This is a genomic window from Magnetovibrio blakemorei (genome assembly GCF_001746755.1).
In the GTDB taxonomy this organism is placed as follows: Bacteria; Pseudomonadota; Alphaproteobacteria; order Rhodospirillales; family Magnetovibrionaceae; genus Magnetovibrio; species Magnetovibrio blakemorei.
Map to the genome: position 1 here is coordinate 1 of NZ_MCGG01000078.1, position 22,609 is coordinate 22,609.

Here is a 22,609-nt window from a genome sequence, read left to right on the forward strand (position 1 = left end):
CAAATTTCTCAAAGCCTGCGCAATAGCCTTGGCTTTCCCCTCGGTGTATTGAGCGATTTGGGCGTCTTCCTTTAAAATATGACCGGATAACCATTTGCGCAAAAACCGCCTCAGGTGGTGGAGCACCTCAGGATTTTGCTTCGCGTACCACCCGCCAACGATTTCACTCACTTGAGAGGCAAGCTCTTGATGGAGACGGCGATGGTTTTCCAGGTCGGGATAACCGCAAGCTTCCATGACCGCTTCTTCGCGTCTGAAGTGGTACAAGGTGTAATCGATCAATTCCTGGGTGGCGTCGTTCAAACTTTGCATATTGCTGGATTCGTGGAAAATTTTATTCGCCAGTATAACGAGTTGATGATGATCCTCGTCTATGGCGTCGACACCGATCTGCAGGTTGTTGGCCCAAATCAAAACTTCCTCATTTGAGGCCAATGGCAGTTCGATCCAGAACGTGGTTCCGTGATCTTTTTTGCTTTCAAAACCGATTTGTCCGGACAGCTGCTCCACCAATTTCTTGGTCACCGTTAGGCCGATGCCGGTGCCGTCCTGCGCCACCATAGCGTCTTCGCCAAAACGATTGAACATTTTGAACACTCTGTAAAAATTATCTTCAGAAATCCCAACGCCGGTATCCGCTATGGAGAGATGGTAAAAACCGTCGGAGGTTTCTCGACCCGCGATGGTCACGGTCCCGCCCTCTTTGTTAAATTTTATGGCGTTGGAAAGAAGGTTCAAAACGATTTGCTTGAAGCGTATTGGGTCGGTTCGAAGACGAACCGGCAAACCATCTGCTATTTGATCGATGATCCGTATATCCCGCGGCGTTCCGAGGCTTGTTGTAAAGGACACACACTCCGCCACAATGGCATTTACGTCCGTATTCTTCAGATAAAGCGGGTTTTGGTTGGCATCAATTCTGGCCAAATCGAGGATATCATTGACGAGCAACAGAAGATGATTGCCCCCGGACAGAATGCATTCGATGTGTTCATTTTGGGACGGCGTGAGAGGGTGCCTGGGGTCAAGCTGCATCATCTGGGCAAACCCCAAAATGGCGTTCAAAGGCGTTCTCAACTCGTGGCTCATACTCGCCAGAAACTCCGACTTTGCCTTATCGGCGCGTTCAGCCTCTTCCTTGGCCTGCACCACCATTTTCTCCGCTTCCCTGCGTTCGGTGATATCGATAAAGGTCACCACGGCGCCAACCAACTCCGTATCTTTCCACAAGGGATATGACCAATACTCTACGGGAAAACTGGTTCCGTCTTTACGCCAAAAAACTTCCGTGTCGTTGTGAACGCTCTCACCCTCTTGAAACGCCACAATAATATGACAGCCTTCTTCGGGGTAAGGTGTTCCGTCCGCGTGGGTATGGTGGATTATATTGTGCAAGCTTAGACCCAAAAGGTCTTCTTCCCGCTCGTACCCCAGCATTTTGAGACAGGCTGGATTGCAAAACGTGCAGTGACCCTGGCTGTCGAGACCGTAAATACCTTCCGCCACTGAAATGAGAAGACGCTGGTAGTCCTGTTTGGATTCCTGAACAAGCCGCATCCTGACATGGGCGTCCTGCGTCAGGTATGCCGACAAACCCAGCGCCGCCCCAAGCAACACACCAAATGCCAAGATGAGGTACTGCGCCAAATCACGTATTTGCACCGAGACCCCGGCACCTTCTTCAAGGCTGAAGTTCATCGCCTGCTGCAGGGCGATGGTCGCCGTTATAACCCCGATGACAAGTGCCCCCGAAAACCACCGTGGAAAAAGGTGGCGCGCGGCGCCTTCTCTTGTCCAAGACGCCGCCATCAGGCCACCACCAATGACCATGAACGCAACGGCGGTATGAACCGCCATACTGGTCATATGACCCCACCCATAGGCCGCTTCGAGATGAAAGAAATAGCCTGTGTAGGCAACCGTGCCGAGCGCGAGAACAAGCGTGCCAATAATACCGCCCGCAAAATTATTCAAAAATGCATTGGGCGCGCGCCCGACCACCACCAGCGCAGCCCCCACAAGAACAAAACAAAGCGCCGTGTTGGGGGCCATTCGACCGGGATTTGAGGTCTTGAGCGTGATGTAGTGTTCCATGAACAACTCGTCGATACCAAGGTTCATGCCGCTCATATATTGGATGAGTGCCAACGCCCCGATCACACCGACAAGACCGCCAAACACCATGGTTACCTGATGCTTGTGGAAAAAGAAGGCCACCACCGCGAAGCCGGAAAGACAAAAGCCCAGTGCCGTATTGAACTGCATGGGAACAAAAGCCGGGGAAACCTGAATGAGGAGGATATTGTGGCTGTACCAACCAAACAAGACTATGGCGCCCAGAAACAGCGACAAGACCCCCGCAACAAGGGCCACAATACGCGAAGGGTCGTTATAGGAAACTCTAACCGGACCAGGCAACGCCCACCCCCTTATATTCACCCTGCTAAGTTTCTCAATCAGTTGTGAGATAAGTTGGGCATTTTACTATGATCGACAACACGATGAGCCCTTACATAGCTCTTCATTCGTCTCGACTGTATCATCTTTATTGGGCAACGTTCCAGCAACTTTGGCGCGGCGGTCTTCATTGATTTGGATTGACCGGCCCCAATTCAGCCGGGAACCAAAGCGTTACCGTCGTCCCCACATCGGGTTGGCTGTCGAGGATCATTTTGCCGCCGTGGAGCTCCATAATTCTTTGCGACAGCGAAAGTCCTAAACCCGTTCCCTGATAGCGTCGCGCATAGGCATGACCATGGATCTGCTGGAAGGGTTTTAAGGCCAAGACCATTTGCTCTTCGGTCATGCCGATGCCCGTATCGGCTATGGAAATTTTGTGCCCAGTGTCGTCGCAATGATTGAAGATCGTTATCGACCCGTTGTCGGTAAATTTGATGGCGTTGCCCAAGATGTTCAGAAACAGCTGCTTCATGCGCAATTCATCAACAAAGAGCGTGTGCATGTTTGTCGTCTGGTTCTTCACTTCAATATTTTTTGCCTTTACCAAGACATCCACGGTGGCGATGACATCATCGACAACCTTGCCCATGTTGACGTTTTCACATTCCAACTCCAACTTGCCCGCTTCGATCTTCGACAGATCCAGGATTAAGTTGACCGTCTCCAGCAACAAACGGCCACTCATCGTGATCAGCTTGGTGTATTCGTGATAATCGTCTGAGAGCGGCCCTTTGATTTCGTAATCCATCATTTCCGAAAACCCGATGATGGAGTTTAACGGCGTGCGCAGCTCATGGCTCATGTTGGCGAGAAATTCCGATTTGGCCTGGTTGGCCACCACGGCCTCATTCCTGGCTTCCTGCAACGCCTTTTCGGCAAGCTTCCGATTTGTGATGTCTTCTTGAACGGAAACATAGCCGCTGATGTGGCCGTCTTCTTCTATAATGGGAGATATGGACGCCGCACTCCAATAGCGCGTGCCATCCTTGCGCTTGTTGAAAAACTCTCCCTGCCACGGTTTTCCATTCCGCAAGACCTCCCACATGCGTAAGCTTTCATCGGATTCATCCAACTCACCATCCAAAAGGCTGAGATTTTGCCCGATGGCCTCAGTTTCCGAATAGCCGGTGACTTGGGTAAAAGCGGGATTGACGTAATCGATCTCGCCTTCAGCATCAGTCATGATGATGACCGCTGAACTGACTTCGATGGCCTGGCGAAGTTTGTGAAGTTTCTGTTCAGCTTGTTTTTCAAGATTTTGGTAGGCGACATCCAATCTTTGAAGGGTCGCGTTAAACGCCCTGGCGACACTGGCAATTTCATCGCCCCCACTTTCGGGCAAGCGCTCGGCGGCATTGCCCGAGAGCGTGATGGCGACGGCCTTAGTTTCCAATTCCATCAACCTCGAAGTGAGCAAACGTGAAATCAAAATCGCCAAAATAAGCGCAAGGAGCATGGCCGCCAGACTTATGGAGAGATGCCGACTGAGCGTCCGCTGTAAAAGAGCATCAAACGCTTTGGCATTCTCAAAAACATGGATGGACATGATGAAATTTTTGGCTTCGAACGGAAGCTTAAGGGGGTAATTGTGAAACATATCCGCATGTTGTTTCTGCGTGATACTGGTGTTGACGGAAGCCTGAACGCCCAAGACCCGATCCTCAACAACCAGTTCAAATCCTCCCACCAACGCGTTATCCAAATTTTCCAGATTACCCCTGGGATCTAAGATATCTTTCAGCGCCACTTGGTAAATCAGTGCGCCTTCGGCTAACCCGGTGTTGACGAAAAGAACCGGCTTGATGAAGGCGACAAAGTCTGCGTGGTCCTGACGAAACAGCATTGCGGCGGTCTGATTGTTGTCAACATATTGGGCGATCTGCTCTGATTTTATCAGCAAATCGGTATCCGCGAGATTGCTGGCGATCATGTTGCCCTTGAAATTCGTCAAAATCACCTGAACCGCTACACCATTGACGAGACGAAAACCGCTCAAAAAATTGGCCAGATAAACATTGCGCCCCAAGTCATCCACCAAGGCATTGCCGACAAGGGTGTTGTTCGACAGCCCGGTCAGGCTTTCGAAGAGCCCATTGATGGTGCCGGAAACTTCATTGGATGCGTATTCGCCGTGTAATTTGACCGCGTCATTCATGTTGGTCTGGAGGACCGCTCTCATGTCGAGATAGGAGAACACGCCAATGCTTGTGACGAACGTCATCACGACCAAAAGTATCGCCGTAGCAATGCGGTGCGATAGGGATATAAAGAACATGCTTCAGCGTGCTTTCACCAGGTCTATTCGACGTCAAGCGGGCGGATGATACCGTTTTCGTCATATCGCGCCATGAACACGTTATCTTGTTCCAAGGCATCGTAATCATTTGGTCCAAACGGCTTGTCGTAGGTCCGAACCAGCCCTTTAATGGCCGTTACTTTTTCCAGGGCATCGCGAACGGCGGGTCGGTTCGTGGAACTGGCAAGATCAATCGCACGGGCCAGAATCTGAACGATGTCATAAGCGTGACCGACACCGACGGGGGAATCGATGTCCTCAATCCGCTCTATGCCATAGAGGCGTTTTGCCCAGTCCATAAACGTGGCGCGGATGGTCGGCTCGGCCTTATAAAAACTGAAGGTCTGCACCACGGAAAAATCGACTTTGGCAAGGTCGCCTTGACAGGCCTCCACAAATTGACCGCCGGTGATCCCCCAGTGACTGATGATGGGCATGCGCTGATCTTCGGGCAAAGACGCGACATAGCGCACCACCAACGAGCCCTCGATATCGTTGGCGACCATGACCAATGTGTCGGCCCCCCAATCCTGAAAGATCCGGTAAAAACCGCTGAAGTCTTTATCGCCCCAGTTGTACCAAATGACTTTGGTTGTCATGTCGGATCCGATTTCACCGAGATAGCGCTCGGCGGCATTCACGTTGGACCGTCCCCACCCGGTGTTGGGCACCAACAGGGCAATGCGCTTTGCGTTGTTTTTTTGCGCATGACGCAACATGGCGGGCATGGCAAAGCGGTCGCGCAAGGAAACGCGGAAGGCATAGCTGGGGCTATAGGTGTGCTCTGTGATGCCGTCTGCCGACCCCCACGCATCCATCATGATGACTTTGAGGTCGTGAAGAATATCAATCTCGCTGAGGATAACCGGACTGAAGCGTCCGCCGACGACCGCCACCAAGCCTTCTTGCTGGGCAAACAGCTTGATGTTTTCCACGCCCCGCGCCGGCACCGAGCGGTTGTCACGGGTCAACAGCTTCAAGGGTCGCCCACCGAGCACGCCGCCACGCGCGTTGACCTCTGCGATGCCGATGGTCAAACCTTTTTCGATGGCCTGCGCAGAGGTGCTGTTTTTCAGACCGAACGCGCCATCAAAACCGATATAGACCGGTTTGATCTCTGCGCTCACAGCCGTCTGAGCCAACAGGATAAGGAGCGGAACAATGCAAAAAAAACTGAGTTTAGGAGAGATTGCGTTTCTAAAGGAGGTCATATCTTCGAGGCCAATCGGAATTATTAAACATACAATATAGCATGTTATACACTATATGGAATGTAATTACGAGATCGACAAACGCCCTTCCATTCCCCCTCATTTGCAACCAAAACCTATAGTTCTGACGTTTCGATACGGCGGGCGGGCGGGACCACCTCATGCAACGGCATTCAAATCTTCGCCGCGCGCCGTAATGTCGATGGATCTAAAAGTCGGCCAAACGCAGGGCAGCTATGGCCTGGGCACAAACCTAGAGAATCTTATTTGGTTTACGCTCAGCCGATTCGCCTGTACAACACAGCCAAATGAGACCGTTGCGCCGGGCACTTATGCGCGGCGACGTGTGTTCGTTGACGTAATCTTTCATATAAACAGACGTCGCCCGGCACACGAAACCCGCATTCCGAAAGAAAAGACATGACAGATTTTGAAGGCGTCCTCCCGGCGCTTGGCCAAGCGTTGACGAAGCGCGGCTACACCGTACTGACCCCGGTACAAAACGCAGTTCTGGCCCCTGAACTGAGAGACGCAGACGCCTTGGTGTCGGCGCAGACCGGCTCGGGCAAGACCGTGGCATTCGGCTTGGCGTTGGCCCCGACGTTGTTGGGCGATTCTGAGCGTTTTGAATACGCCAAAGCCCCCCTGGCCCTGGCCGTTGCCCCGACCCGTGAATTGGCGTTGCAGGTGAAGCGCGAACTGGAATGGCTGTACGAAAACACCGGCGCCAAAGTGGTGTCGTGCGTGGGCGGCATGGATATGCGTATGGAGCGCAAAAACCTCCAAAGCGGCGCGCACATCGTGGTTGGCACTCCGGGACGTTTGCGCGATCACATCGAACGCGGTTCCTTTGACACCTCCAACCTCAAAGGCGTGGTGTTGGACGAAGCCGACGAAATGCTTGATTTGGGCTTTCGCGACGATCTCGAATACATCCTTGATTCCGCCCCTTCCGAGCGGCGCACCTTGATGTTTTCCGCCACCGTGCCGCGCACCATCGCGACGCTGGCGAAAAAATTTCAACGCGACGCCGTGCGCGTCACCACCGCCGCCGAATCTGATCAGCACGTCGACATTGATTACCGGGCCTTGACCATTGCGCCAAACGACCGTGAAAACGCCATCATCAACGTGCTGCGCTATTATGAAGCCAAAAGCGCGATTGTCTTTTGCGCCACCCGCGCCACCGTCAATCACATGACCAGCCGCTTTAACAACCGCGGCTTTTCCGTGGTGGCGCTGTCGGGTGAGCTGAGCCAGAACGAACGCACCCACGCCCTGCAAGCCATGCGCGATGGCCGTGCACGGGTGTGTATCGCCACCGACGTGGCGGCGCGCGGCATCGATCTGCCCAATTTGGAGCTGGTCATCCACGCCGACATTCCCAAAAGCCGGGATCCGTTGCTGCACCGCAGTGGCCGCACCGGTCGGGCTGGGCGCAAAGGCACCAGCGTGCTGATCGTGCCGCACAACTGGCGCAAACGCACCGAGCGTCTGTTGGCCAGCGCCAACGTTTCCGCCACCTGGGCCACGCCGCCGTCGTTGGACGAAATCGCGACCCGCGACCATCAGCGTATTTTGGAAGCTCCGGTCCTGGCCGAGCCGCTGACCGAAGATGAAATCGCGTTCGCCAAAGAACTTTTGGCCAAGCATGGCGCGGAACAAATTGCCGCCGCATATCTGCGTTTGCAGCGCACCGACCAGCCGGTCCCGGAAGAGCTGATCGACTCCGTGCCCGAAGAACAGCAACGCCCGCCCCGCGACGATTTCAAAAACGGTGTGTGGTTCTCGCTTTCGGTGGGACGCAAACACAATGCCGAGCCCAGATGGTTGTTGCCGACGCTGTGTCGTGCCGGTCACTTGACCAAACGCGACATCGGGGCCATCAAAATTCAACAAAACGAAACCCACGTGGAATTGACGCCGGAGTGTGTGGATCGCTTCTTGGAAGCCATCGGACCGTCCCGCAAGATGGAAAAATCCATCACCGTGACCCGTTTGGACGGCGCGCCCACCGCACAACGCGAAGCGCCGCCCGCCAATCCGTACGCCAAAAAGCGCACCTTCAAAACCAAGATGTATGCGCCCGAACCTTATGAAGGCGGTAAGTCTAAACGGTCCGCGTCGTCTGACGACTCCGAGCGTCCCGCACGCGCGCGCCCAACCTTTACGGAAAAAGACAGCGCCGCTCCGGACGCCCCTGCATTTGAGAAAAAACCCTATGAAAAGAAGGCTTATGAAAAGAAGCCTTATGAGAAAAAACCATACGACAAGAAACCTTATGAGAAAAAATCGACCGATGGCGCACCCAGTGCGGATGCCAAGCCTTGGGTCAAAAAATCCAAGGCTGCGGACGATAAAAAATCTGCGGGCAAAAAGACCTATAAGGCCAAAACGGGTTCCGGTTTCGGCAAAGGCACGCCCAAGCCCAAGCCCGGTGGCAAAGGCGGGTCCAAATCCACGTTTAAGGGCGGCACTTCAAAACCCACCGCGCATTCAAGCGCAAAACCGGGTTCCGCCCCCATCAAACGCAAAAAGCTGCACTTAAAATCGGACTAAGGGGCCTTCTCCCCCATCAACCGGGCCGCGATCGCGTGGCCCGGTTTTTTTGGGTTCCGGTTTTTTGGAGTCCCGGTTTTTTTGCACACGCCTCTGGCGATCTGGTGCCCGTCACGCTAAATTCCCGTTAGCCCACTTTTCCCGTTTAGGACCTTGCCCATGCCCAAATGTTTTATCGATTCAACCCCCAAAGCCTTGCCCGTTCACACGGTTCGCGAAGACGCTTATGGCGCGTGGTTGGACGGCCAGTCGGACGGCGTCAAAGCCTGGTTGGCCAGCACTGGATTTAAAGGCAAAGGCGGACAAACGGCCCTGTTGCCGGGCGACGGCGCAACCGGAGCGATTGGAGCCGTCTACGTGATCGGCGGCAATGACGATCGCGGCGGGGCGTGGGCGTGGGCCAGTTTGCAAACGGGTCTGCCGGGCGGTGAATATCAAATCGTTTCCGAGCTTAGTGCGGATGATGCCCACGACGCAGCCTTGGGCTTTGCTTTGGCGTCCTATCGCTATGAACGCTACCAAACGCAAACCGATGACGGCAACGGCCCAGACAACGGCACAGATAACGGCGGCGCAAATATGCCGGTGCTGGTGTGGCCCCAAGGTGCAGACCGCGACGGCGTGCGCGGGGCCTATGGCGCCACCAAATTGGTGCGCGACTTGATCAACACCCCGGCGTCCGATTTGGGCCCTGCGGAATTGGCCAAAGCGGCCGAAGAATTGGCCCATGCCAGCGGTGCGTCCTTCAAAGGGGTGGTCGGCGTCGATCTTATTCGCGAAGATTTCCCGGCCGTCTACGCCGTGGGCCGGGGGGCCGAAGACAGCCGTGCGCCCCGCTTGATCGAATTCACCTGGGGCCGCGAAGACGCGCCGCGGGTGACTTTGGTGGGCAAGGGCGTCACCTTTGATACCGGCGGATTGGACCTCAAACCCGCGTCGGCGATGAAGTTGATGAAAAAGGATATGGGCGGTGCTGCTCATGCTCTGGGCTTGGCGTCCATGGTGATGGTGGCCGGGCTGGACGTGCGTTTGCGGGTGATCATTGCGGCGGTGGAAAACAGCGTCTCCGGAGCGGCCATGCGCCCCCAGGACGTGATCGCCACGCGCAAGGGCCTCAGCGTCGAAATCGGCAACACCGATGCCGAAGGCCGGGTCATTTTGGCCGATGCTTTGGCTTTGGCCAGCGAAGACAATCCCGAAATCATTGTCGATTTTGCGACCCTGACGGGGGCGGCGCGGTCCGCCTTGGGAACCGATTTGCCCGCCTTGTTTTGCAACGATGACGGTTGGGCCGAGGCCATCTTGAACGCAGGACTTAAGACCGCCGACCCCCTCTGGCGCATGCCCTTGTACCAACCCTACAAAAAGCAAATCAAAAGCAAGATCGCCGATTTGCGCAACGACACCGACACCCCTTACGGCGGAGCCATTACAGCAGCGTTGTTTTTGCAAGCGTTCGTCGGCAAAGACATCGCGTGGGCGCATATCGATTTGATGGGCTGGACGTTGGCGGCCATGGCTGGCAAACCCGACGGCGGCGAAGCCATGTCCATGCGCGCCCTGTTCGCCGCATTGACGGATCGTTACGCATCTTAAACGGATCAGGCCTGCACATTTGGCTTTTCTGTGTCCGTCTTTGCCCATGAGAAGCAAGACAGCGCTTGCCCCTTCACGCGCGCTCGGGTACAAATAGATCGCTATCGTAACGAATCGATTCGCACCTGCTTAATAACGTCGATTGATTTGTGCAAAAAGGAAACCCGTGCGCATGGCCGTAGAACTCTCCGAACTCGATGCTCTGGATTTGTGGCGACGTGCCCTGGTCAGCAGCGTGCGCTTGGACGCTCCGGATTTGACGGCCCGGCAAATGGCTTTGCTGTTGACCGTTTACCTGACACCGCCGCCCCACACCGTGCGCGGTTTGGCCGAAAGCCTCAAAGTTTCCAAACCCGCCATCACCCGCGCCATCGATCGTTTGGGCGATATGGAATTGGTGCGCCGTAAGGTTGATGAAGAAGACCGTCGTTCGGTTTTGATTCAACGCACCGTGCGCGGATCGGTGTTCTTGCGCGAATATGGCGAACTGATCGTTGCCGCCGCCCGGGGCCTCACCACTTCAGGCAAAGCCGCTGACCGTTAATTAGCCCCACCACAACACGACTTGTTTTCTTGAATGGGCGGACACGGGGTGTCGGCGTATGAGCAATATACGCAACAATCCCCAGCCTTAGGCTTCAACACCGCCCCACACCCTTTGCAGTCATAAAAATACTGACACGCGTCGGTGGGCATGACTTCCGTCTCCACGTGTCCACATTCGGGGCAGGTGAGGATCGAGGTCAGCTTGACGGTCATGACTTGCCTAAATCTCTTTGGGGCCTTAAGCCGCGCGAATGCGCACCCGACGCCCTGATGGTGGTTTGAAATTGTGCAAGTAGCCGGGCAGCACCGATTCGATGCCCTGGGGCGACAGTCCCAGATCTTTAAACGTGGGGTTTTCCCCACTCACCACGTTGTCGATTTTCAGCAGCTTAACTTGATCGCGGGTGAGCGGCTTTGAAGGCAAAAATTCCATAAAAAATGCTGCAATCGTTGCCAGGGGCAAGGGGAAGGGAACGATCAAGCGTTTGCGCCCGGTGTGTTTCAGCATCAATTCCATCAGATCGCGGAAGGTATAGGTGTTCGGCCCGGCCAGCTCAAACACCTTGCCGTGGGCTTGGGTGCTTTTCAAAGCCGTCAATGCGGCGTCCGCCACATCGCCGACGTAAACGGGCTGAAAACGGGTGCCCCCGCTGGCGCAGAACTCAAACGTCGGGAACCGCCACGCGGTATCGTTTCCGGGTTCCATTGTGTATGTGGGCAGCAGCGAGCAGCCAAAGATCGGCAGCACCGGGCTCCACCGCGCAATGGCTGCAAACAGGTTCATAAAGCCGTCTTCCGGGCCGATGATGACAGAGGGACGCAAAATCACCGCTTCGGGAAAGGCGTTCAAAACGGCGGCTTCAGCTTGTGCCTTGGTCTGCGCATAGAGAGACGGCGAATCCGGATTAGAGCCCAGCGCCGAGACCTGCACCAAGGCTTTGACACCTGCAGCCTTGGCGGCTTCGGCAATGTTGCCAGCCCCTTCAACATGAGCACGAGCAAAGGTGTTGCGTCCAAACGGGGCCAGCAGTCCAACACAGTTCACCACTTGATCCGCACCCTTAACGGCGCGTTCGACCTCGGCCTTGTTGGCGACATTGGCCTTCATCAGCACGATTTGTCCGGGATCGCCCAGCGGTTTCAAGAACATGGCGCTTTCCGGGTCACGACAGACCACCCGCACGCGATCACCTTGTTGGGCCAGCTTTTGCACGATGTGCCTGCCGACAAATCCATTTCCGCCAAAAACCGTGACCAGACGTCCTGCCATCGTGCTTCTCCAAATTAGCCTTTTGAAATGCTGTGAAGACTTAAAGGTATCTTCTGCGCCAATACTCAACCCTCTAGGCCCGTCGGGCAACCCCCTTATAGTGATAAGTGAGCAGTTTTGGACCTTCCAGATAACCTTCTTCCAGGCTTTCGAGGACAAAACCGGCATCTTTGATCAGCGTATCGGGGCCACGGTTTAAGTTACACCCCCCGCCAATGCACGACCACGCCGGATTGAGACGGTCTTGCCAGCGCGCCAAGCGCGCGTCCGGGGCACGTCCGTGTTCGACAAACAACAGCTGTCCATCTGGCTTTAAAACCCGGCGCATAGCCTGCAATGCTTTGTTTGGATCGGCGATGGAACACAGCGTCCAGGTGGTGACGATGGTGTCGATGCTGTGCTCGTCGAGGGCCAGATCTTCGCCGTTTAGCGCTATGAATTCCACTTCGAAGGGCGCGGCGGCGGCTTTGGGGGCGGCTTTGCGGCGGAGCTTTTCATTCGGCTCTAAGGCCAAAAGCGCGCTGACGTCGGATGTGTAGTGAGCGATGTTCAGGCCCGAACCCGCACCGATTTCCAAAACCCGGCCCCGCGCCAGGGGAATCAGTTGCTCGCGTTCGCGCGTCGCCATCGGTGCCCGCATGGCAACGTCGATCAGATGGGGCAAAATGTGACGGTCATAGTGTTCGCGCAAAGACATGGCGGCACTTTACGCCGATCCTGAGCCCGGGCCTAGAGCAAGAAAACGAAACCGCTCATCGTTATCTGTTGACAACTATCTTCCAGCGCTATAGTTCATGCGCCGGACGGCAAAGGCCGCAAGGTCGGTGTCTCGTCAGCCCAGGTGGCGGAATTGGTAGACGCGCAGGCTTCAGGTGCCTGTGACCGCAAGGTCGTGGAAGTTCGAGTCTTCTCCTGGGCACCACCCTCTCAATGCTTTAAAGTGGTTATGGAAAAGCTGAGGGGGCGGTTCGATTGACGAGCACGCGGCCCCCCGGAAACGGACGGAAAGGCCGCGATATGACGACCCCAACCATACATCTTTACAAAAACGATTTGCCTGATGGCTTGGTGTTTAAAGACGCCATCGCCGTTGATTCCGAAGCCATGGGGCTGGACCCCAAGCGCGATCGGCTGTGCGTGGTTCAACTTTCGGGCGGCGACGGCGTGTGTCACTTGGTGCAAATCGCCCAAGGTCAGAACGAAGCGCCCAACTTAAAACGCCTGATGGAAGACCCCAAGATCGTTAAAATTTTTCATTTTGCGCGCTTTGACGTGATGATCTTGAAGCACGCCTTAGGCATCCGCACTAATCCGGTGTTTTGCACCAAAATCGCTTCAAAGCTGGCGCGCACCTACACCGACCGCCACGGCTATAAAGACGTCTGCCGGGAATTGGCTCATGTGGAAATTTCCAAAGAACAACAGTCTTCCGATTGGGGCCATGCCACGCTGAGCGAAGAGCAGCTGTTGTACGCCGCCACGGACGTTTTATATCTGCACGAGGTGCGCGAACGTTTGATGGAGATGCTGGCCCGCGAAGGGCGCACTCAATTGGCGCAAAGCTGTTTCGACTTTTTACACACCCGCACGGATTTGGATTTGGCGGGTTGGGCAGAAACAGATATCTTCGCCCACAAGTAAACGCGATCTCGCCCCCGCCTGCCGGGGTTTTGCAACACACCGTTGGAGCCATCCCAAAATGGCGCAAAGCAAGACCAAAACCATCGCCTCGTCGGATATCGAGTCCGCGCGCCGCGTGTTGAAGACCGAATCTCAGGCGCTCGATGCGCTGGCCGCCAGCCTGGACGGTCCGTTTACGGACGCGCTGGATCTGATCGACACCGCCACCGGGCGGGTGGTCGTCACCGGCATGGGCAAAAGCGGCCATGTGGGCAATAAAATCGTGGCAACGTTGGCGTCAACCGGACAGCCGGCCTTTTTTGTCCACCCCGGAGAAGCCAGCCACGGCGATTTGGGCATGGTTCAGTTGGATGACGTGGTCATTGCCCTGTCCAATTCGGGCGAAACGTCTGAGCTGTCCGACATCATCGCCTTTACCCGACGACACCGCATTGGCTTGATCGCCATCACCGGACGCGCGGGTTCGACCCTGGCCGAGGCCGCCGATGTCGCCTTGGTCATCCCCGACAGCCCTGAAGCCTGCCCCATGGGCCTGGCCCCCACCACATCCACCACGGTGATGCTGGCGTTGGGCGATGCGCTGGCGGTTTGCCTGTTGGAACGCAAGGGCTTTACCGCGCAAGATTTTCAAAATTTTCACCCCGGCGGCAAATTGGGCCAACGCTTATTGAAAGTCGCCGATTTGATGCATGCTGGTGATCAGGTGCCGTTGATCGGGCAAAATGCCCCCATGTCCGAAGCCTTGATCGTGATGACGCAAAAAAGTTTTGGGGCCGTGGGCGTTTTGGATGGCGACGGCACGCTGGTTGGGGTGATCACCGATGGCGATTTGCGCCGCCACATGAGCAAAGACCTGATTGATCGACGCGCCGGCGATGTGATGACCAAAGGCTGCGTGTCGGCGCGTCCGTCGCAAATTGCCAGCGAGGCGCTGGCCATCATGAACGAACGCAAGATCACCTCGCTGTTTTGCGTCGAAGAGGGAAAACCCGTCGGTATCGTCCACATTCACGATTGTCTGCGGGCCGGTGTCGCTTAAATGAGCAGGCCGCCAGATGTTGGTCCTCGTTTCACACCCAGATCTGACCCGTCCGGAACTCTGACGGATCGCCATCGCGACGCCAGCCCGCTGGCGGCCAATCTGGTCGGCGGACGCGACGAGCGGGCGGCCGACGAAGATCACCGCGCACCGTTGCGTTCTGGCGGCAGCTATTCGCGTTTTGTGGCGTGGATGAAAGTGCTTTTGCCGTTTTTCGCCCTGGGCTTGATCGCCTTGATTGTGATCTGGCCGCGTCTGAAATCGGAAGACACCTTTCGCATCGGTTTTTCGTCTGTGCAGCTTTCGGGATCGGCTCAGTCCGGCGTCGACAATGCCCGCTATATGGGCACCGACGAAAACCGCCAACCCTATACCATCACCGCAGATTTGGCCCGCATCGATGATAAAATCGATGGCCTGATTCGGCTGGAAACGCCCAAGGCCGATTTGACGCTCGATGATGGCACATGGCTGGTGTTGACGGCCAACAAAGGGCGCTTTTTTGAAGGGCGCCAGCAATTGGAATTGGATGGCAACGTGAATTTGTTTCACGACACCGGCTATGAAATCGCCACCGAACACTTAAATGTGGATCTTAAAACCAACATCGCCGAAAGCACGACCCCGGTGGTCGGCCATGGTCCGTTCGGCGTGCTGAATTCCGCAGGTCTGAAATTGATTGACAAGGGTCGCATTATTTATTTTACCGGACCCGCAAAGTTGGTCTTGTACCCGTCCCAAAACGCGGAGCGCAGTGCGAAATGAAGTGGAGTCCATACACCATGCATGCCAAGAACCGGCTTGACGATCTTATTAACACCACCTTGCGTGTAAGCCGCGGCGTGGTTTGGGCTGGGGTGCTGAGCCTTTTAAGTTCCGGTGTGGTTCTGGCACAAGGCCTGGATCTGCGTGGTGGGGGCGACAGCCTGCCGATCGGCATCAACGCCGTCGGTGGAATTGAATGGAATCAAGACCAAAAAGTGTTCATCGCCTCTGGCCCCGCCGCCACGGCGACCCAGGGCGACATGGTCATCGATGCCGACGAGTTGCGCGCCTACTATCGCGATGCCGACACCGGCAACACGGAAATATTTCGCCTGGACGCCGTTGGCCAAGTGCGCATCACATCGCCTGGGCGCATCGCCACCGGCGGGCACGCGGTCTACGACGTCGATAAGTCCGTAGTGGTGCTCAAAGACGGCAACCCGGTCAAACTGATTTCAGGCTCCGACGTCATCATCACCAATGGTCAATTGGAATTTTGGGACCAGCGCAACTTGGCCGTTGCGCGCGGTGGCGCGCAGGCGGCGCGGGTGGACAAACGCATCCGCGCAGAAGTCCTCACCGCACACTTTGTCAAAGGCGATGCGGGCAAGTCGCAGATTGAATTGATTGAAGCTTTTGACAACGTCCGCATTGACACGGACAGCGAACAGGTATTTTCTGATCGTGCTGCATATAATGTGCCAACTGGACTTGCACGGTTGACTGGTTCGGTTAAGATTATCCGCGGCGGCAACCAAATTAATGGTTGCAGCGCTGATATCGACTTAAATACCGGTATCAGTCGTTTGAACAGTTGCGACGGTGCGGCAGTCAGCGGCACCACAGCCGGGGGTGCAGCAGGCGGCGTAAATGCCAAACCGGATGCATCCGGGCGGATTCATGGCGTGTTAGAGCCGAAGGATCGAAAAAAATAAACCCGCGGACGCTCCAAGCCGCGTCATATATGACCTAACGCATTTAAGATCAGGACGTTTCAATAGACCCATGAAACAAACGCGCTCTTCCAAAGATCATCCGACCATCAAGATGGTGGCAGACGCTGATACCGCGCCTGCGCGGGGACTGGTGGCGCAGACCTTGGGCAAGCGCTACAAAAAACGTCCCGTTGTCTCGGACGTGTCGATGATCATCCAGCGCGGTGAAGCGGTCGGATTGTTGGGCCCCAATGGCGCGGGCAAAACCACTTGTTTTTATATGATCACCGGTCTTGTGCAGCCCGATTACGGACGCATTGTGCTGGATGGCGATGATATTACGGGACTGCCGATGTATCGTCGCGCCCGTTTGGGCATTGGTTATCTGCCGCAGGAAGCGTCTATTTTCCGCGGTTTGAGCGTTGAAGAAAACATTCGCGCCGTGTTGGAAGTGGTCGAACCCGACCGCCATGTGCGCGAAGCGTCTTTGGACTCTTTGTTGGCTGAATTTTCCATCACCCATTTGCGCCGCACGCCGGCCCTGGCGCTCTCGGGTGGCGAACGCCGACGCGTTGAAATCGCCCGTTGCCTGGCCTCCAACCCCCATTTTGTGTTGTTGGATGAGCCATTTGCCGGCATTGACCCCATCGCGGTTGGCGACATTCGCGATTTGGTCGGGCATCTCAAAAACCGCGGTATCGGCGTGTTGATCACCGATCACAACGTCCGCGAAACCTTAGATGTCATTGACCGGGCCTACATCATTCACAACGGCATGATGTTAATGGAAGGCACGCCAGCGGCCATCGTCGGCAACGAAGATGTCCGCCGGGTTTACCTCGGTGAACGTTTTAGCCTGTAACAAACCCATGGTTTCGACTTTGAACAGACCGACAGTGCGATTTAAATCGTTTTGGATGTCCCGAGTTCGCGTGTTGGCGAAGGAGCGTTCGACATGTCCATGACGCCCCGCCTCGATCTCAGGCAATCTCAATCGTTGGTGATGACCCCGCAATTGCAGCAAGCGATTAAGCTTTTGCAACTCACCAACATCGAGCTCAGCGCCTATGTCGAGCAAGAATTGGAACAAAACCCCCTTCTGGAACGCGGCGAATCGGGCATCACGGAAACCGGCGAAGTCCGCGGCGAAGGCATCAATGAAGTCGCATCGGACGCCTTGCCGCAAAGTGAAATCGACGCCGCCCAAAGTGGCGACACCGCAGATACCTTGACCCGCAGCGGGGAAACGGGTCAAGACATCGACGGCGGACAGTCCATGGATTCAGACATCGACAACGACTGGTCCAGCGATTCCCCCGCCAATGATGTAGGACCCAGCGGCGAAGGTGCTTACGAAAATTGGGGCACTTCAACGGGTACGGTGTCGTATGGCGGGGACGACCTTCCCGGCCTTGAGCAAACCTTGGCGTGCGAAGAGTCCATGCGCGATCATATGCTCCAGGAACTGGGCATCTTGATCGACACCCCCATGCAGCGCCTCATCGGCGTGCACCTGATTGATATGCTGGACGAAGCGGGTTATGTGCAGGGCAGTTTTGACGAATTGGCCGAAAGGTTGGGCTGTGACGTCAGCGAGATTGAAACCGTGCTGGTGATGCTGCAAGGGGTCGAACCCGCCGGTATGTTTGCCCGCGATTTGGCCGAATGCCTCGGCCTGCAACTGAAAGAAAAAAGCCGCCTGGACCCCGCCATGCAAGCGCTTTTGAACAATCTGGAACTGCTGGCCAAGCGCGATTTGAAGGGCTTGATGAAGGTCTGTGGCGTGGATGAAGAAGATATCCACGACATGGTCAGCGAAATTCGTGAACTCGACCCCAGGCCCGGCCGCGCCTTTAACCACGATGTGGCCCAACCGGTGATCCCCGATGTGCTGATGCGCACCGGACCCGACGGCAGCTGGCTGGTCGAATTGAACGCCGAAACCCTGCCCCGGGTGCTGGTCAACAACACCTATTATGCACAAATTCATCGCGCCACCCAGAGCGACAAAGACAAACGCTATATCCAAGAGTGTCTGCAAACCGCCAACTGGCTGGTGAAATCTTTGCACCAACGCGCCACCACCATTTTGAAGGTTTCCAGCGAAATCGTGCGCCAGCAAGACAGTTTTTTCCGTCACGGGGTGTCGGCATTGAAACCGCTGGTGCTGCGCGATATCGCCGATGTGATCGAAATGCACGAAAGTACGGTGTCGCGGGTGACGTCGAATAAATACATATCCACACCGCGCGGAATCTTCGAATTGAAGTATTTTTTCACCTCTTCGGTGGGCGGATCGGGTATCGGAGACGGACATTCTTCGGAGGCTGTGCGCCAAAGAATCAAGGATTTGGTCGATGCTGAAGACCCCAAAAAGGTCCTCTCAGACGATAAGCTTGTGACGATTTTAAAGGCCGAAGGCATTGAAGTTGCGCGCAGAACCGTCGCCAAGTACAGAGATTCCCTGAGCATCGCCTCGTCGGTTCAACGCCGTCGGGAAAAATCATCCAGGCTTTAGGGTCAAGGGCTTGGAAAAGGGGACAACACACGACATGACTTCACCCCTTGACTTCGCCAGGAGAGCGAACTAATTTCCGCTCATCTTAGGGTGCTCAGTAATTTTTGCGCATCCGGGCCAAACGGGTCACGCTCTTGGAGTGTTGCGTAAGAGGCACCCGGAGACGGGCCCAGGAGTGAACTGAGTCAAACCGATTGAATTGGTTGCGGACATGCGGGTAAAATAGCGCACGTCGGCACCCCAGAAAAAAACACTTAAGGATTTGCTTTTCAATGGACATCACCGTCAAGGGGAAACAGATGGACGTGGGCGACGCCCTGCGGACCCACACTGAAGAAACCCTTTCTACAGCCGTTAGCAAATATTTCGACCGCGCAATTGATGCGACTGTCGTTTTTTCCAAGGTGCAGAGCGGCTTTCACGCCGACATCACCGTGCACGCAGGACGCGGTATCACCGTGCAGGGTGCCGGCGAAGCCGGTGACGCTTACCCCGCACTGGACGTTGCGCTGGAACGCATTGCGAAGCAGCTGCGCCGCTATCATCGCAAACTGGTGAACCACCACGCGATCGCGAACAGCGAAGTCACCCAGGCACAATATTCTATTCTCGGCCAGACCGAGGAAGATGAAGTTCACGAAGAGCACCACCCTGCCATTGTTGCCGAAATGCCCCACGAAATTGCCACCATGAGCGTGAGCGATGCCGTGATGCGTCTCGATATGGGCAACTTGCCGCTGGTGATGTTCAAAAATGGCGGTCACGGCGGTTTAAACGTCGTATACCGTCGCCAAGACGGTAATGTGGGTTGGATTGACCCGCAAACGGCCGTTGCGGGCAAAGCCGCGAGCTAAGCAAGCAAGTGTTCGGGGGCGCACAGAGGCTTAAAGGGAACGGCGATGGAAATCAGTGACCTGATCTCAGTCGAAGGTGTGGACGCGAATCTTCGCGTCACCAGCAAGAAGCAAGCGTTGCAGGAACTTTCCAAGCGCGCTGCTGAAGTGACCGGCCAGCACGAACGCGCCATCTTCGATGTGTTGATGGAACGCGAACGTCTTGGCACCACCGGGGTCGGCAATGGTATCGCCATCCCCCATGGTAAATTGGCGTCGCTGGACCGACTGTATGGGCTGTTTGCCCGTTTGGAACAGCCGATCGATTTTCATTCCATCGACGAACAGCCTGTGGATTTGGTTTTTCTGCTGCTGGCACCGGAAACGGCGGGGGCTGATCACTTAAAAGCCCTGGCGCGGGTTTCGCGGCTGCTGCGCGATGCAACGGTGTGCGAAAAACTGCGCGGCACGGATGACGACGAGGCGCTTTTCGTGTTGCTGACGGAATCGAGTGCTTCCCAAGCCGCTTAATGCAGTTTGATGGATGACGTTCAGCGGTTTTAAGACGCTGGATCAAAGGTTTTCGGGGGAGGTTCCCGTGTTTGCGGGAACTCCACAAAACTCAGGCACGTGCTTTAAGCACGTGCCTTTTTTTTCACTTTGTTTGACCGTTATTTTGCGTCGCCAAAAACGTCGACCATTACCATCAGAGCAACTGAGCGTGTGCCGTTGCGGGGCCGCCGCCCATTTCGATGGCGATCAATTCCTTGTTCATTTTGGAAAGCGCCCCATTGCTGAAAGCAGCTTCTTCCCTGCCCAGGAAGGCTTTGTAAACTTTGGAGGCCATTTGCAAAACCTGGTATGCGCCGGCTTACGCATCGCGCTCATGTCACGCAGCTTGGACATACATTTACCTCTGGCGTTAACTTAGTGAACGCTCAGAGCTTCCAATTCGTTTTGGCGAATGGTGACGAAGGCTTCATCTCGGTTGTCGACGGTGGTGAGTTCGGTCCCATCGGCGGCAAAAATGCCGTATGCAGCTTCACCATCCACGTGGATGGATTTCACATACGCGACATTCTCCATTCCCCAAGCGGCTAAATCGAACTGAGAGGCTCGGTTCTGCTCGGAATCAATGCCAATAGAAGCGTAGGCGTGGGTCGGATAGCGGTTCATTGGTCCATACTCCGTGTTGCGCCTTAGACCTTCAGTAAACGCTGTTTTTCCTAACACTCGGTTAAGAGTCGTTATGAGAAATGTTTATTGCGAGTCCACATTGATGGTTTTTGCATCATCGCCGGGCTGTCCGCTGGCGGGTTTTATCTTGATGGTGCGCACTTCCGGTTCGTGGACGGGGCGCTCAAGATCGATATGCAAAAGGCCGCTGTCGAGCGCGGCGCCCATGATTTCGATCCCCTCCGCAAGCACAAAGCTGCGTTGGAATTGGCGTTTGCCGATGCCTCTGTGAAGATAGATGCGCTCTTTGTCGTCTTCCGACGGGCGCCCGCGCACAACCAGCTGGTTGTCTTCAACGGTGACCGCCAGATCGTCCATGGAAAACCCTGCGACGGCCAAGCTGATGCGCAGCTTGTATTCGCCAGTCTGTTCGATGTTGTAGGGGGGGTAGCCTTCGTTGGACGCCTTGGCGGCGCGGTCCAGCATCTGCTCTAAGTGATCAAAACCCAACAAGAATGGGCTGTTAAAGGCAATGCTACGCGACATAGTCGGGTTCTCCTCTGCGAGCGAGTCCGGTTTGTGAATGGCTGTTCGGTCCCCGCAACGGGGCACCGCGTTCCCGGCCCAGTTGGCACCGGGAAACGCCCTGATAATGTGGGCCTGAGATGTTGACCTGTCAACGTTTCCGGTTGTGAACACATTTGGCTCAGGACCTCTTCATTTGATGAAACTTGCGACCCTGCCCCATCATCTCTTCGCCTCCATACCGGCTACCTCTTGATAATCGTTCTAAAATAAAATAGACACTCATGCGAATTCTTTAAAATTCCAATTCTAGATGCCTGAAGTCCACCGTATTCAATCGCGAAGTTGGTGTTTATATGACAAAAAAAGCGCTACACTTAATATGCGCCGCGTTCATAGGGGGGATACTATGAGAAACCGATCGCATCGGATTTTGAGTTCCGTTCAGCTTCTCTGGCAGGGTCAGGCTTGGTTCGTAATCGTCTCCATTTTTACATTTACTCTGTTTGCCTTTGCCCCTTTGGACAACACCGCCTGGGCGGAGCGAGGCGCGGAGCCACAGACGTATGTCTTGAACACCAGCACCGGTGAACCCTATGCCAATGATGCGGGCACCGGGTTTCAGGATTTGGTGGTGGCCGAAGCCTTTAAACGCATTGGCCTGAAGGGCCGCGTGGAGCGTTATGTGGCGTCTGCGCGGGCCTTGATCAACGCCAACGAAGGCATCGACCAGGGCGTGGCGATGCGGGTTATGGGCTTGGACAAAAAATATCCCAATCTGGTCCGCGTCGATGAGCGGCTGATCGAAAATGATTTTGTCGCTTACTCACGCGATTTGAACTTTTCCACCGACAGCTGGCAGAGTTTAGAACCTTACGTGGTGGCCCTGATCAATGGCTGGGTGATTTTTGAGCGTAACTTAAGCCCGACACAAAGCAAAACTGCGGTTACGGAACCCGACCAAATGTTCGCCATGTTGGCAAAAAAACGAGTTGACGTTGTGCTGTATGAACGCTGGCAGGGCTTGTACCGGGCACGCCTTTCGGGCTTGGACGTGCGGATTCATGAACCCCCCTTGGCGTCCGTGAATATGTACATGTACGTACACCAAGACTACGCCCATCTGGCACCCAAACTGGCGCAAGCCTTACGGGATATGAAAGCGGATGGAACATATCAAGCTATATTTGATAAGGCTCTTACGCCTTTAATGCAGAAAATGGATGGACACTGAGATTG

At 55.3% G+C, this 22,609-nt stretch carries 21 protein-coding genes and 1 tRNA gene; 13 read left to right on the forward strand and 9 right to left on the reverse strand.

The features are described from left to right. From BEN30_RS18440 to BEN30_RS16215, 3 genes are all read right to left on the reverse strand, one after another. Positions 1 to 2,418: bacteriohemerythrin (locus BEN30_RS18440; protein WP_139135094.1), on the reverse strand; the 2,418-nt coding region annotated here is incomplete at its 3' end. A 166-nt stretch (positions 2,419 to 2,584) separates the two neighbouring features. Then, a complete protein-coding gene (locus BEN30_RS16210) occupies positions 2,585 to 4,735 on the reverse strand; it encodes a PAS domain S-box protein (RefSeq protein WP_084005652.1) in 2,151 nt (716 codons plus the stop codon). A gap of 23 nt (positions 4,736 to 4,758) precedes the next feature. Continuing rightward, a complete protein-coding gene (locus tag BEN30_RS16215) occupies positions 4,759 to 5,883 on the reverse strand; it encodes an ABC transporter substrate-binding protein (protein ID WP_170827097.1) in 1,125 nt (374 codons plus the stop codon). A 504-nt stretch (positions 5,884 to 6,387) separates the two neighbouring features. On the opposite strand from BEN30_RS16215, the gene BEN30_RS16220 reads away from it, so the two are divergent. The 3 genes from BEN30_RS16220 to BEN30_RS16230 all read left to right on the forward strand — a co-directional run bounded on the left by BEN30_RS16220 (position 6,388) and on the right by BEN30_RS16230 (position 10,666). Further along, entirely contained in the window at positions 6,388 to 8,526 is a 2,139-nt protein-coding gene (locus BEN30_RS16220) for a DEAD/DEAH box helicase (RefSeq protein WP_069959355.1), read from the forward strand. Positions 8,527 to 8,685: 159 nt separating this feature from the next. Next, complete coding sequence (locus BEN30_RS16225) at positions 8,686 to 10,122, forward strand: leucyl aminopeptidase family protein (protein ID WP_069959356.1); 1,437 nt, start codon at positions 8,686 to 8,688, stop codon at positions 10,120 to 10,122. A 172-nt stretch (positions 10,123 to 10,294) separates the two neighbouring features. Further along, a complete protein-coding gene (locus BEN30_RS16230) occupies positions 10,295 to 10,666 on the forward strand; it encodes a MarR family transcriptional regulator (RefSeq protein ID WP_069959357.1) in 372 nt (123 codons plus the stop codon). Here the strand turns inward: BEN30_RS16230 and BEN30_RS19155 are convergent. The 3 genes from BEN30_RS19155 to BEN30_RS16240 form a co-directional block, all read right to left on the reverse strand. Continuing rightward, positions 10,663 to 10,881: a GDCCVxC domain-containing (seleno)protein gene (locus BEN30_RS19155; protein ID WP_084005654.1), complete on the reverse strand. Its 219-nt coding sequence runs from the start codon at positions 10,879 to 10,881 to the stop codon at positions 10,663 to 10,665. The genes BEN30_RS16230 and BEN30_RS19155 overlap by 4 nt on opposite strands. A gap of 25 nt (positions 10,882 to 10,906) precedes the next feature. Next, positions 10,907 to 11,938 (reverse strand): complex I NDUFA9 subunit family protein, encoded by a 1,032-nt coding sequence (locus tag BEN30_RS16235; RefSeq protein WP_069959358.1) that lies wholly within the window; start codon positions 11,936 to 11,938, stop codon positions 10,907 to 10,909. Between the two features lie 73 nt (positions 11,939 to 12,011). Further along, positions 12,012 to 12,635 carry a class I SAM-dependent methyltransferase gene (locus BEN30_RS16240; RefSeq protein ID WP_069959359.1) on the reverse strand — a complete coding sequence of 208 codons (624 nt, stop codon included), beginning with the start codon at positions 12,633 to 12,635 and terminating at the stop codon, positions 12,012 to 12,014. A gap of 138 nt (positions 12,636 to 12,773) precedes the next feature. Here BEN30_RS16240 and BEN30_RS16245 point away from each other — a divergent pair. From BEN30_RS16245 to ptsN, 9 genes are all read left to right on the forward strand, one after another. Then, positions 12,774 to 12,860: transfer RNA gene (locus tag BEN30_RS16245), tRNA-Leu, on the forward strand. A 95-nt stretch (positions 12,861 to 12,955) separates the two neighbouring features. Further along, positions 12,956 to 13,579 carry a ribonuclease D gene (locus tag BEN30_RS16250; RefSeq protein ID WP_069959477.1) on the forward strand — a complete coding sequence of 208 codons (624 nt, stop codon included), beginning with the start codon at positions 12,956 to 12,958 and terminating at the stop codon, positions 13,577 to 13,579. A gap of 58 nt (positions 13,580 to 13,637) precedes the next feature. After that, on the forward strand, positions 13,638 to 14,618 hold the full coding sequence (locus BEN30_RS16255; protein WP_069959360.1) for a KpsF/GutQ family sugar-phosphate isomerase: 981 nt from the start codon (positions 13,638 to 13,640) through the stop codon (positions 14,616 to 14,618). After that, positions 14,619 to 15,383, forward strand: a complete 765-nt coding sequence (gene lptC / locus BEN30_RS16260) for an LPS export ABC transporter periplasmic protein LptC (protein WP_069959361.1) — start codon at positions 14,619 to 14,621, stop codon at positions 15,381 to 15,383. A gap of 17 nt (positions 15,384 to 15,400) precedes the next feature. After that, positions 15,401 to 16,318 carry an LptA/OstA family protein gene (locus BEN30_RS16265; RefSeq protein ID WP_170827098.1) on the forward strand — a complete coding sequence of 306 codons (918 nt, stop codon included), beginning with the start codon at positions 15,401 to 15,403 and terminating at the stop codon, positions 16,316 to 16,318. Positions 16,319 to 16,430: 112 nt separating this feature from the next. Beyond that, positions 16,431 to 17,180 carry an LPS export ABC transporter ATP-binding protein gene (gene lptB / locus BEN30_RS16270; RefSeq protein WP_069959478.1) on the forward strand — a complete coding sequence of 250 codons (750 nt, stop codon included), beginning with the start codon at positions 16,431 to 16,433 and terminating at the stop codon, positions 17,178 to 17,180. Between the two features lie 93 nt (positions 17,181 to 17,273). Next, positions 17,274 to 18,836 carry an RNA polymerase factor sigma-54 gene (gene rpoN / locus BEN30_RS16275; protein WP_069959479.1) on the forward strand — a complete coding sequence of 521 codons (1,563 nt, stop codon included), beginning with the start codon at positions 17,274 to 17,276 and terminating at the stop codon, positions 18,834 to 18,836. A 272-nt stretch (positions 18,837 to 19,108) separates the two neighbouring features. Then, a complete protein-coding gene (hpf, locus tag BEN30_RS16280; protein ID WP_069959363.1) occupies positions 19,109 to 19,690 on the forward strand; it encodes a ribosome hibernation-promoting factor, HPF/YfiA family in 582 nt (193 codons plus the stop codon). Positions 19,691 to 19,735: 45 nt separating this feature from the next. Beyond that, positions 19,736 to 20,200 (forward strand): PTS IIA-like nitrogen regulatory protein PtsN, encoded by a 465-nt coding sequence (gene ptsN, locus BEN30_RS16285; RefSeq protein ID WP_069959364.1) that lies wholly within the window; start codon positions 19,736 to 19,738, stop codon positions 20,198 to 20,200. 175 nt (positions 20,201 to 20,375) lie between these two features. On the opposite strand, the gene BEN30_RS18735 is transcribed toward ptsN, so the two are convergent. From BEN30_RS18735 to BEN30_RS16295, 3 genes are all read right to left on the reverse strand, one after another. Further along, complete coding sequence (locus BEN30_RS18735) at positions 20,376 to 20,516, reverse strand: hypothetical protein (protein ID WP_170827099.1); 141 nt, start codon at positions 20,514 to 20,516, stop codon at positions 20,376 to 20,378. An 80-nt stretch (positions 20,517 to 20,596) separates the two neighbouring features. Then, on the reverse strand, positions 20,597 to 20,845 hold the full coding sequence (locus BEN30_RS16290) for a DUF1150 family protein (protein ID WP_069959365.1): 249 nt from the start codon (positions 20,843 to 20,845) through the stop codon (positions 20,597 to 20,599). A gap of 84 nt (positions 20,846 to 20,929) precedes the next feature. After that, the gene (locus BEN30_RS16295; RefSeq protein ID WP_069959366.1) at positions 20,930 to 21,391 is read right to left on the reverse strand and encodes an Hsp20 family protein; all 462 of its coding nucleotides are present in this window, start codon (positions 21,389 to 21,391) and stop codon (positions 20,930 to 20,932) included. A gap of 388 nt (positions 21,392 to 21,779) precedes the next feature. Here BEN30_RS16295 and BEN30_RS16300 point away from each other — a divergent pair, with 388 nt between their 5' ends. Next, complete coding sequence (locus BEN30_RS16300; protein ID WP_170827100.1) at positions 21,780 to 22,604, forward strand: substrate-binding periplasmic protein; 825 nt, start codon at positions 21,780 to 21,782, stop codon at positions 22,602 to 22,604. Positions 22,605 to 22,609: the final 5 nt, after the last annotated feature.

Bases quoted from the DNA above. Each gene is read 5' to 3' on its own strand.
- BEN30_RS16210 (WP_084005652.1), bottom strand. From the start codon at position 4,735: ATGTTCTTTATATCCCTATCGCACCGCATTGCTACGGCGATACTTTTG.
- BEN30_RS16220 (WP_069959355.1), top strand. From the start codon at position 6,388: ATGACAGATTTTGAAGGCGTCCTCCCGGCGCTTGGCCAAGCGTTGACG.
- BEN30_RS16225 (WP_069959356.1), top strand. From the start codon at position 8,686: ATGCCCAAATGTTTTATCGATTCAACCCCCAAAGCCTTGCCCGTTCAC.
- BEN30_RS16230 (WP_069959357.1), top strand. From the start codon at position 10,295: ATGGCCGTAGAACTCTCCGAACTCGATGCTCTGGATTTGTGGCGACGT.
- BEN30_RS19155 (WP_084005654.1), bottom strand. From the start codon at position 10,881: ATGACCGTCAAGCTGACCTCGATCCTCACCTGCCCCGAATGTGGACAC.
- BEN30_RS16235 (WP_069959358.1), bottom strand. From the start codon at position 11,938: ATGGCAGGACGTCTGGTCACGGTTTTTGGCGGAAATGGATTTGTCGGC.
- BEN30_RS16240 (WP_069959359.1), bottom strand. From the start codon at position 12,635: ATGTCTTTGCGCGAACACTATGACCGTCACATTTTGCCCCATCTGATC.
- BEN30_RS16250 (WP_069959477.1), top strand. From the start codon at position 12,956: ATGACGACCCCAACCATACATCTTTACAAAAACGATTTGCCTGATGGC.
- BEN30_RS16255 (WP_069959360.1), top strand. From the start codon at position 13,638: ATGGCGCAAAGCAAGACCAAAACCATCGCCTCGTCGGATATCGAGTCC.
- lptC (WP_069959361.1), top strand. From the start codon at position 14,619: ATGAGCAGGCCGCCAGATGTTGGTCCTCGTTTCACACCCAGATCTGAC.
- BEN30_RS16265 (WP_170827098.1), top strand. From the start codon at position 15,401: ATGCATGCCAAGAACCGGCTTGACGATCTTATTAACACCACCTTGCGT.
- lptB (WP_069959478.1), top strand. From the start codon at position 16,431: ATGGTGGCAGACGCTGATACCGCGCCTGCGCGGGGACTGGTGGCGCAG.
- rpoN (WP_069959479.1), top strand. From the start codon at position 17,274: ATGTCCATGACGCCCCGCCTCGATCTCAGGCAATCTCAATCGTTGGTG.
- hpf (WP_069959363.1), top strand. From the start codon at position 19,109: ATGGACATCACCGTCAAGGGGAAACAGATGGACGTGGGCGACGCCCTG.
- ptsN (WP_069959364.1), top strand. From the start codon at position 19,736: ATGGAAATCAGTGACCTGATCTCAGTCGAAGGTGTGGACGCGAATCTT.
- BEN30_RS18735 (WP_170827099.1), bottom strand. From the start codon at position 20,516: ATGGCCTCCAAAGTTTACAAAGCCTTCCTGGGCAGGGAAGAAGCTGCT.
- BEN30_RS16290 (WP_069959365.1), bottom strand. From the start codon at position 20,845: ATGAACCGCTATCCGACCCACGCCTACGCTTCTATTGGCATTGATTCC.
- BEN30_RS16295 (WP_069959366.1), bottom strand. From the start codon at position 21,391: ATGTCGCGTAGCATTGCCTTTAACAGCCCATTCTTGTTGGGTTTTGAT.
- BEN30_RS16300 (WP_170827100.1), top strand. From the start codon at position 21,780: ATGAGAAACCGATCGCATCGGATTTTGAGTTCCGTTCAGCTTCTCTGG.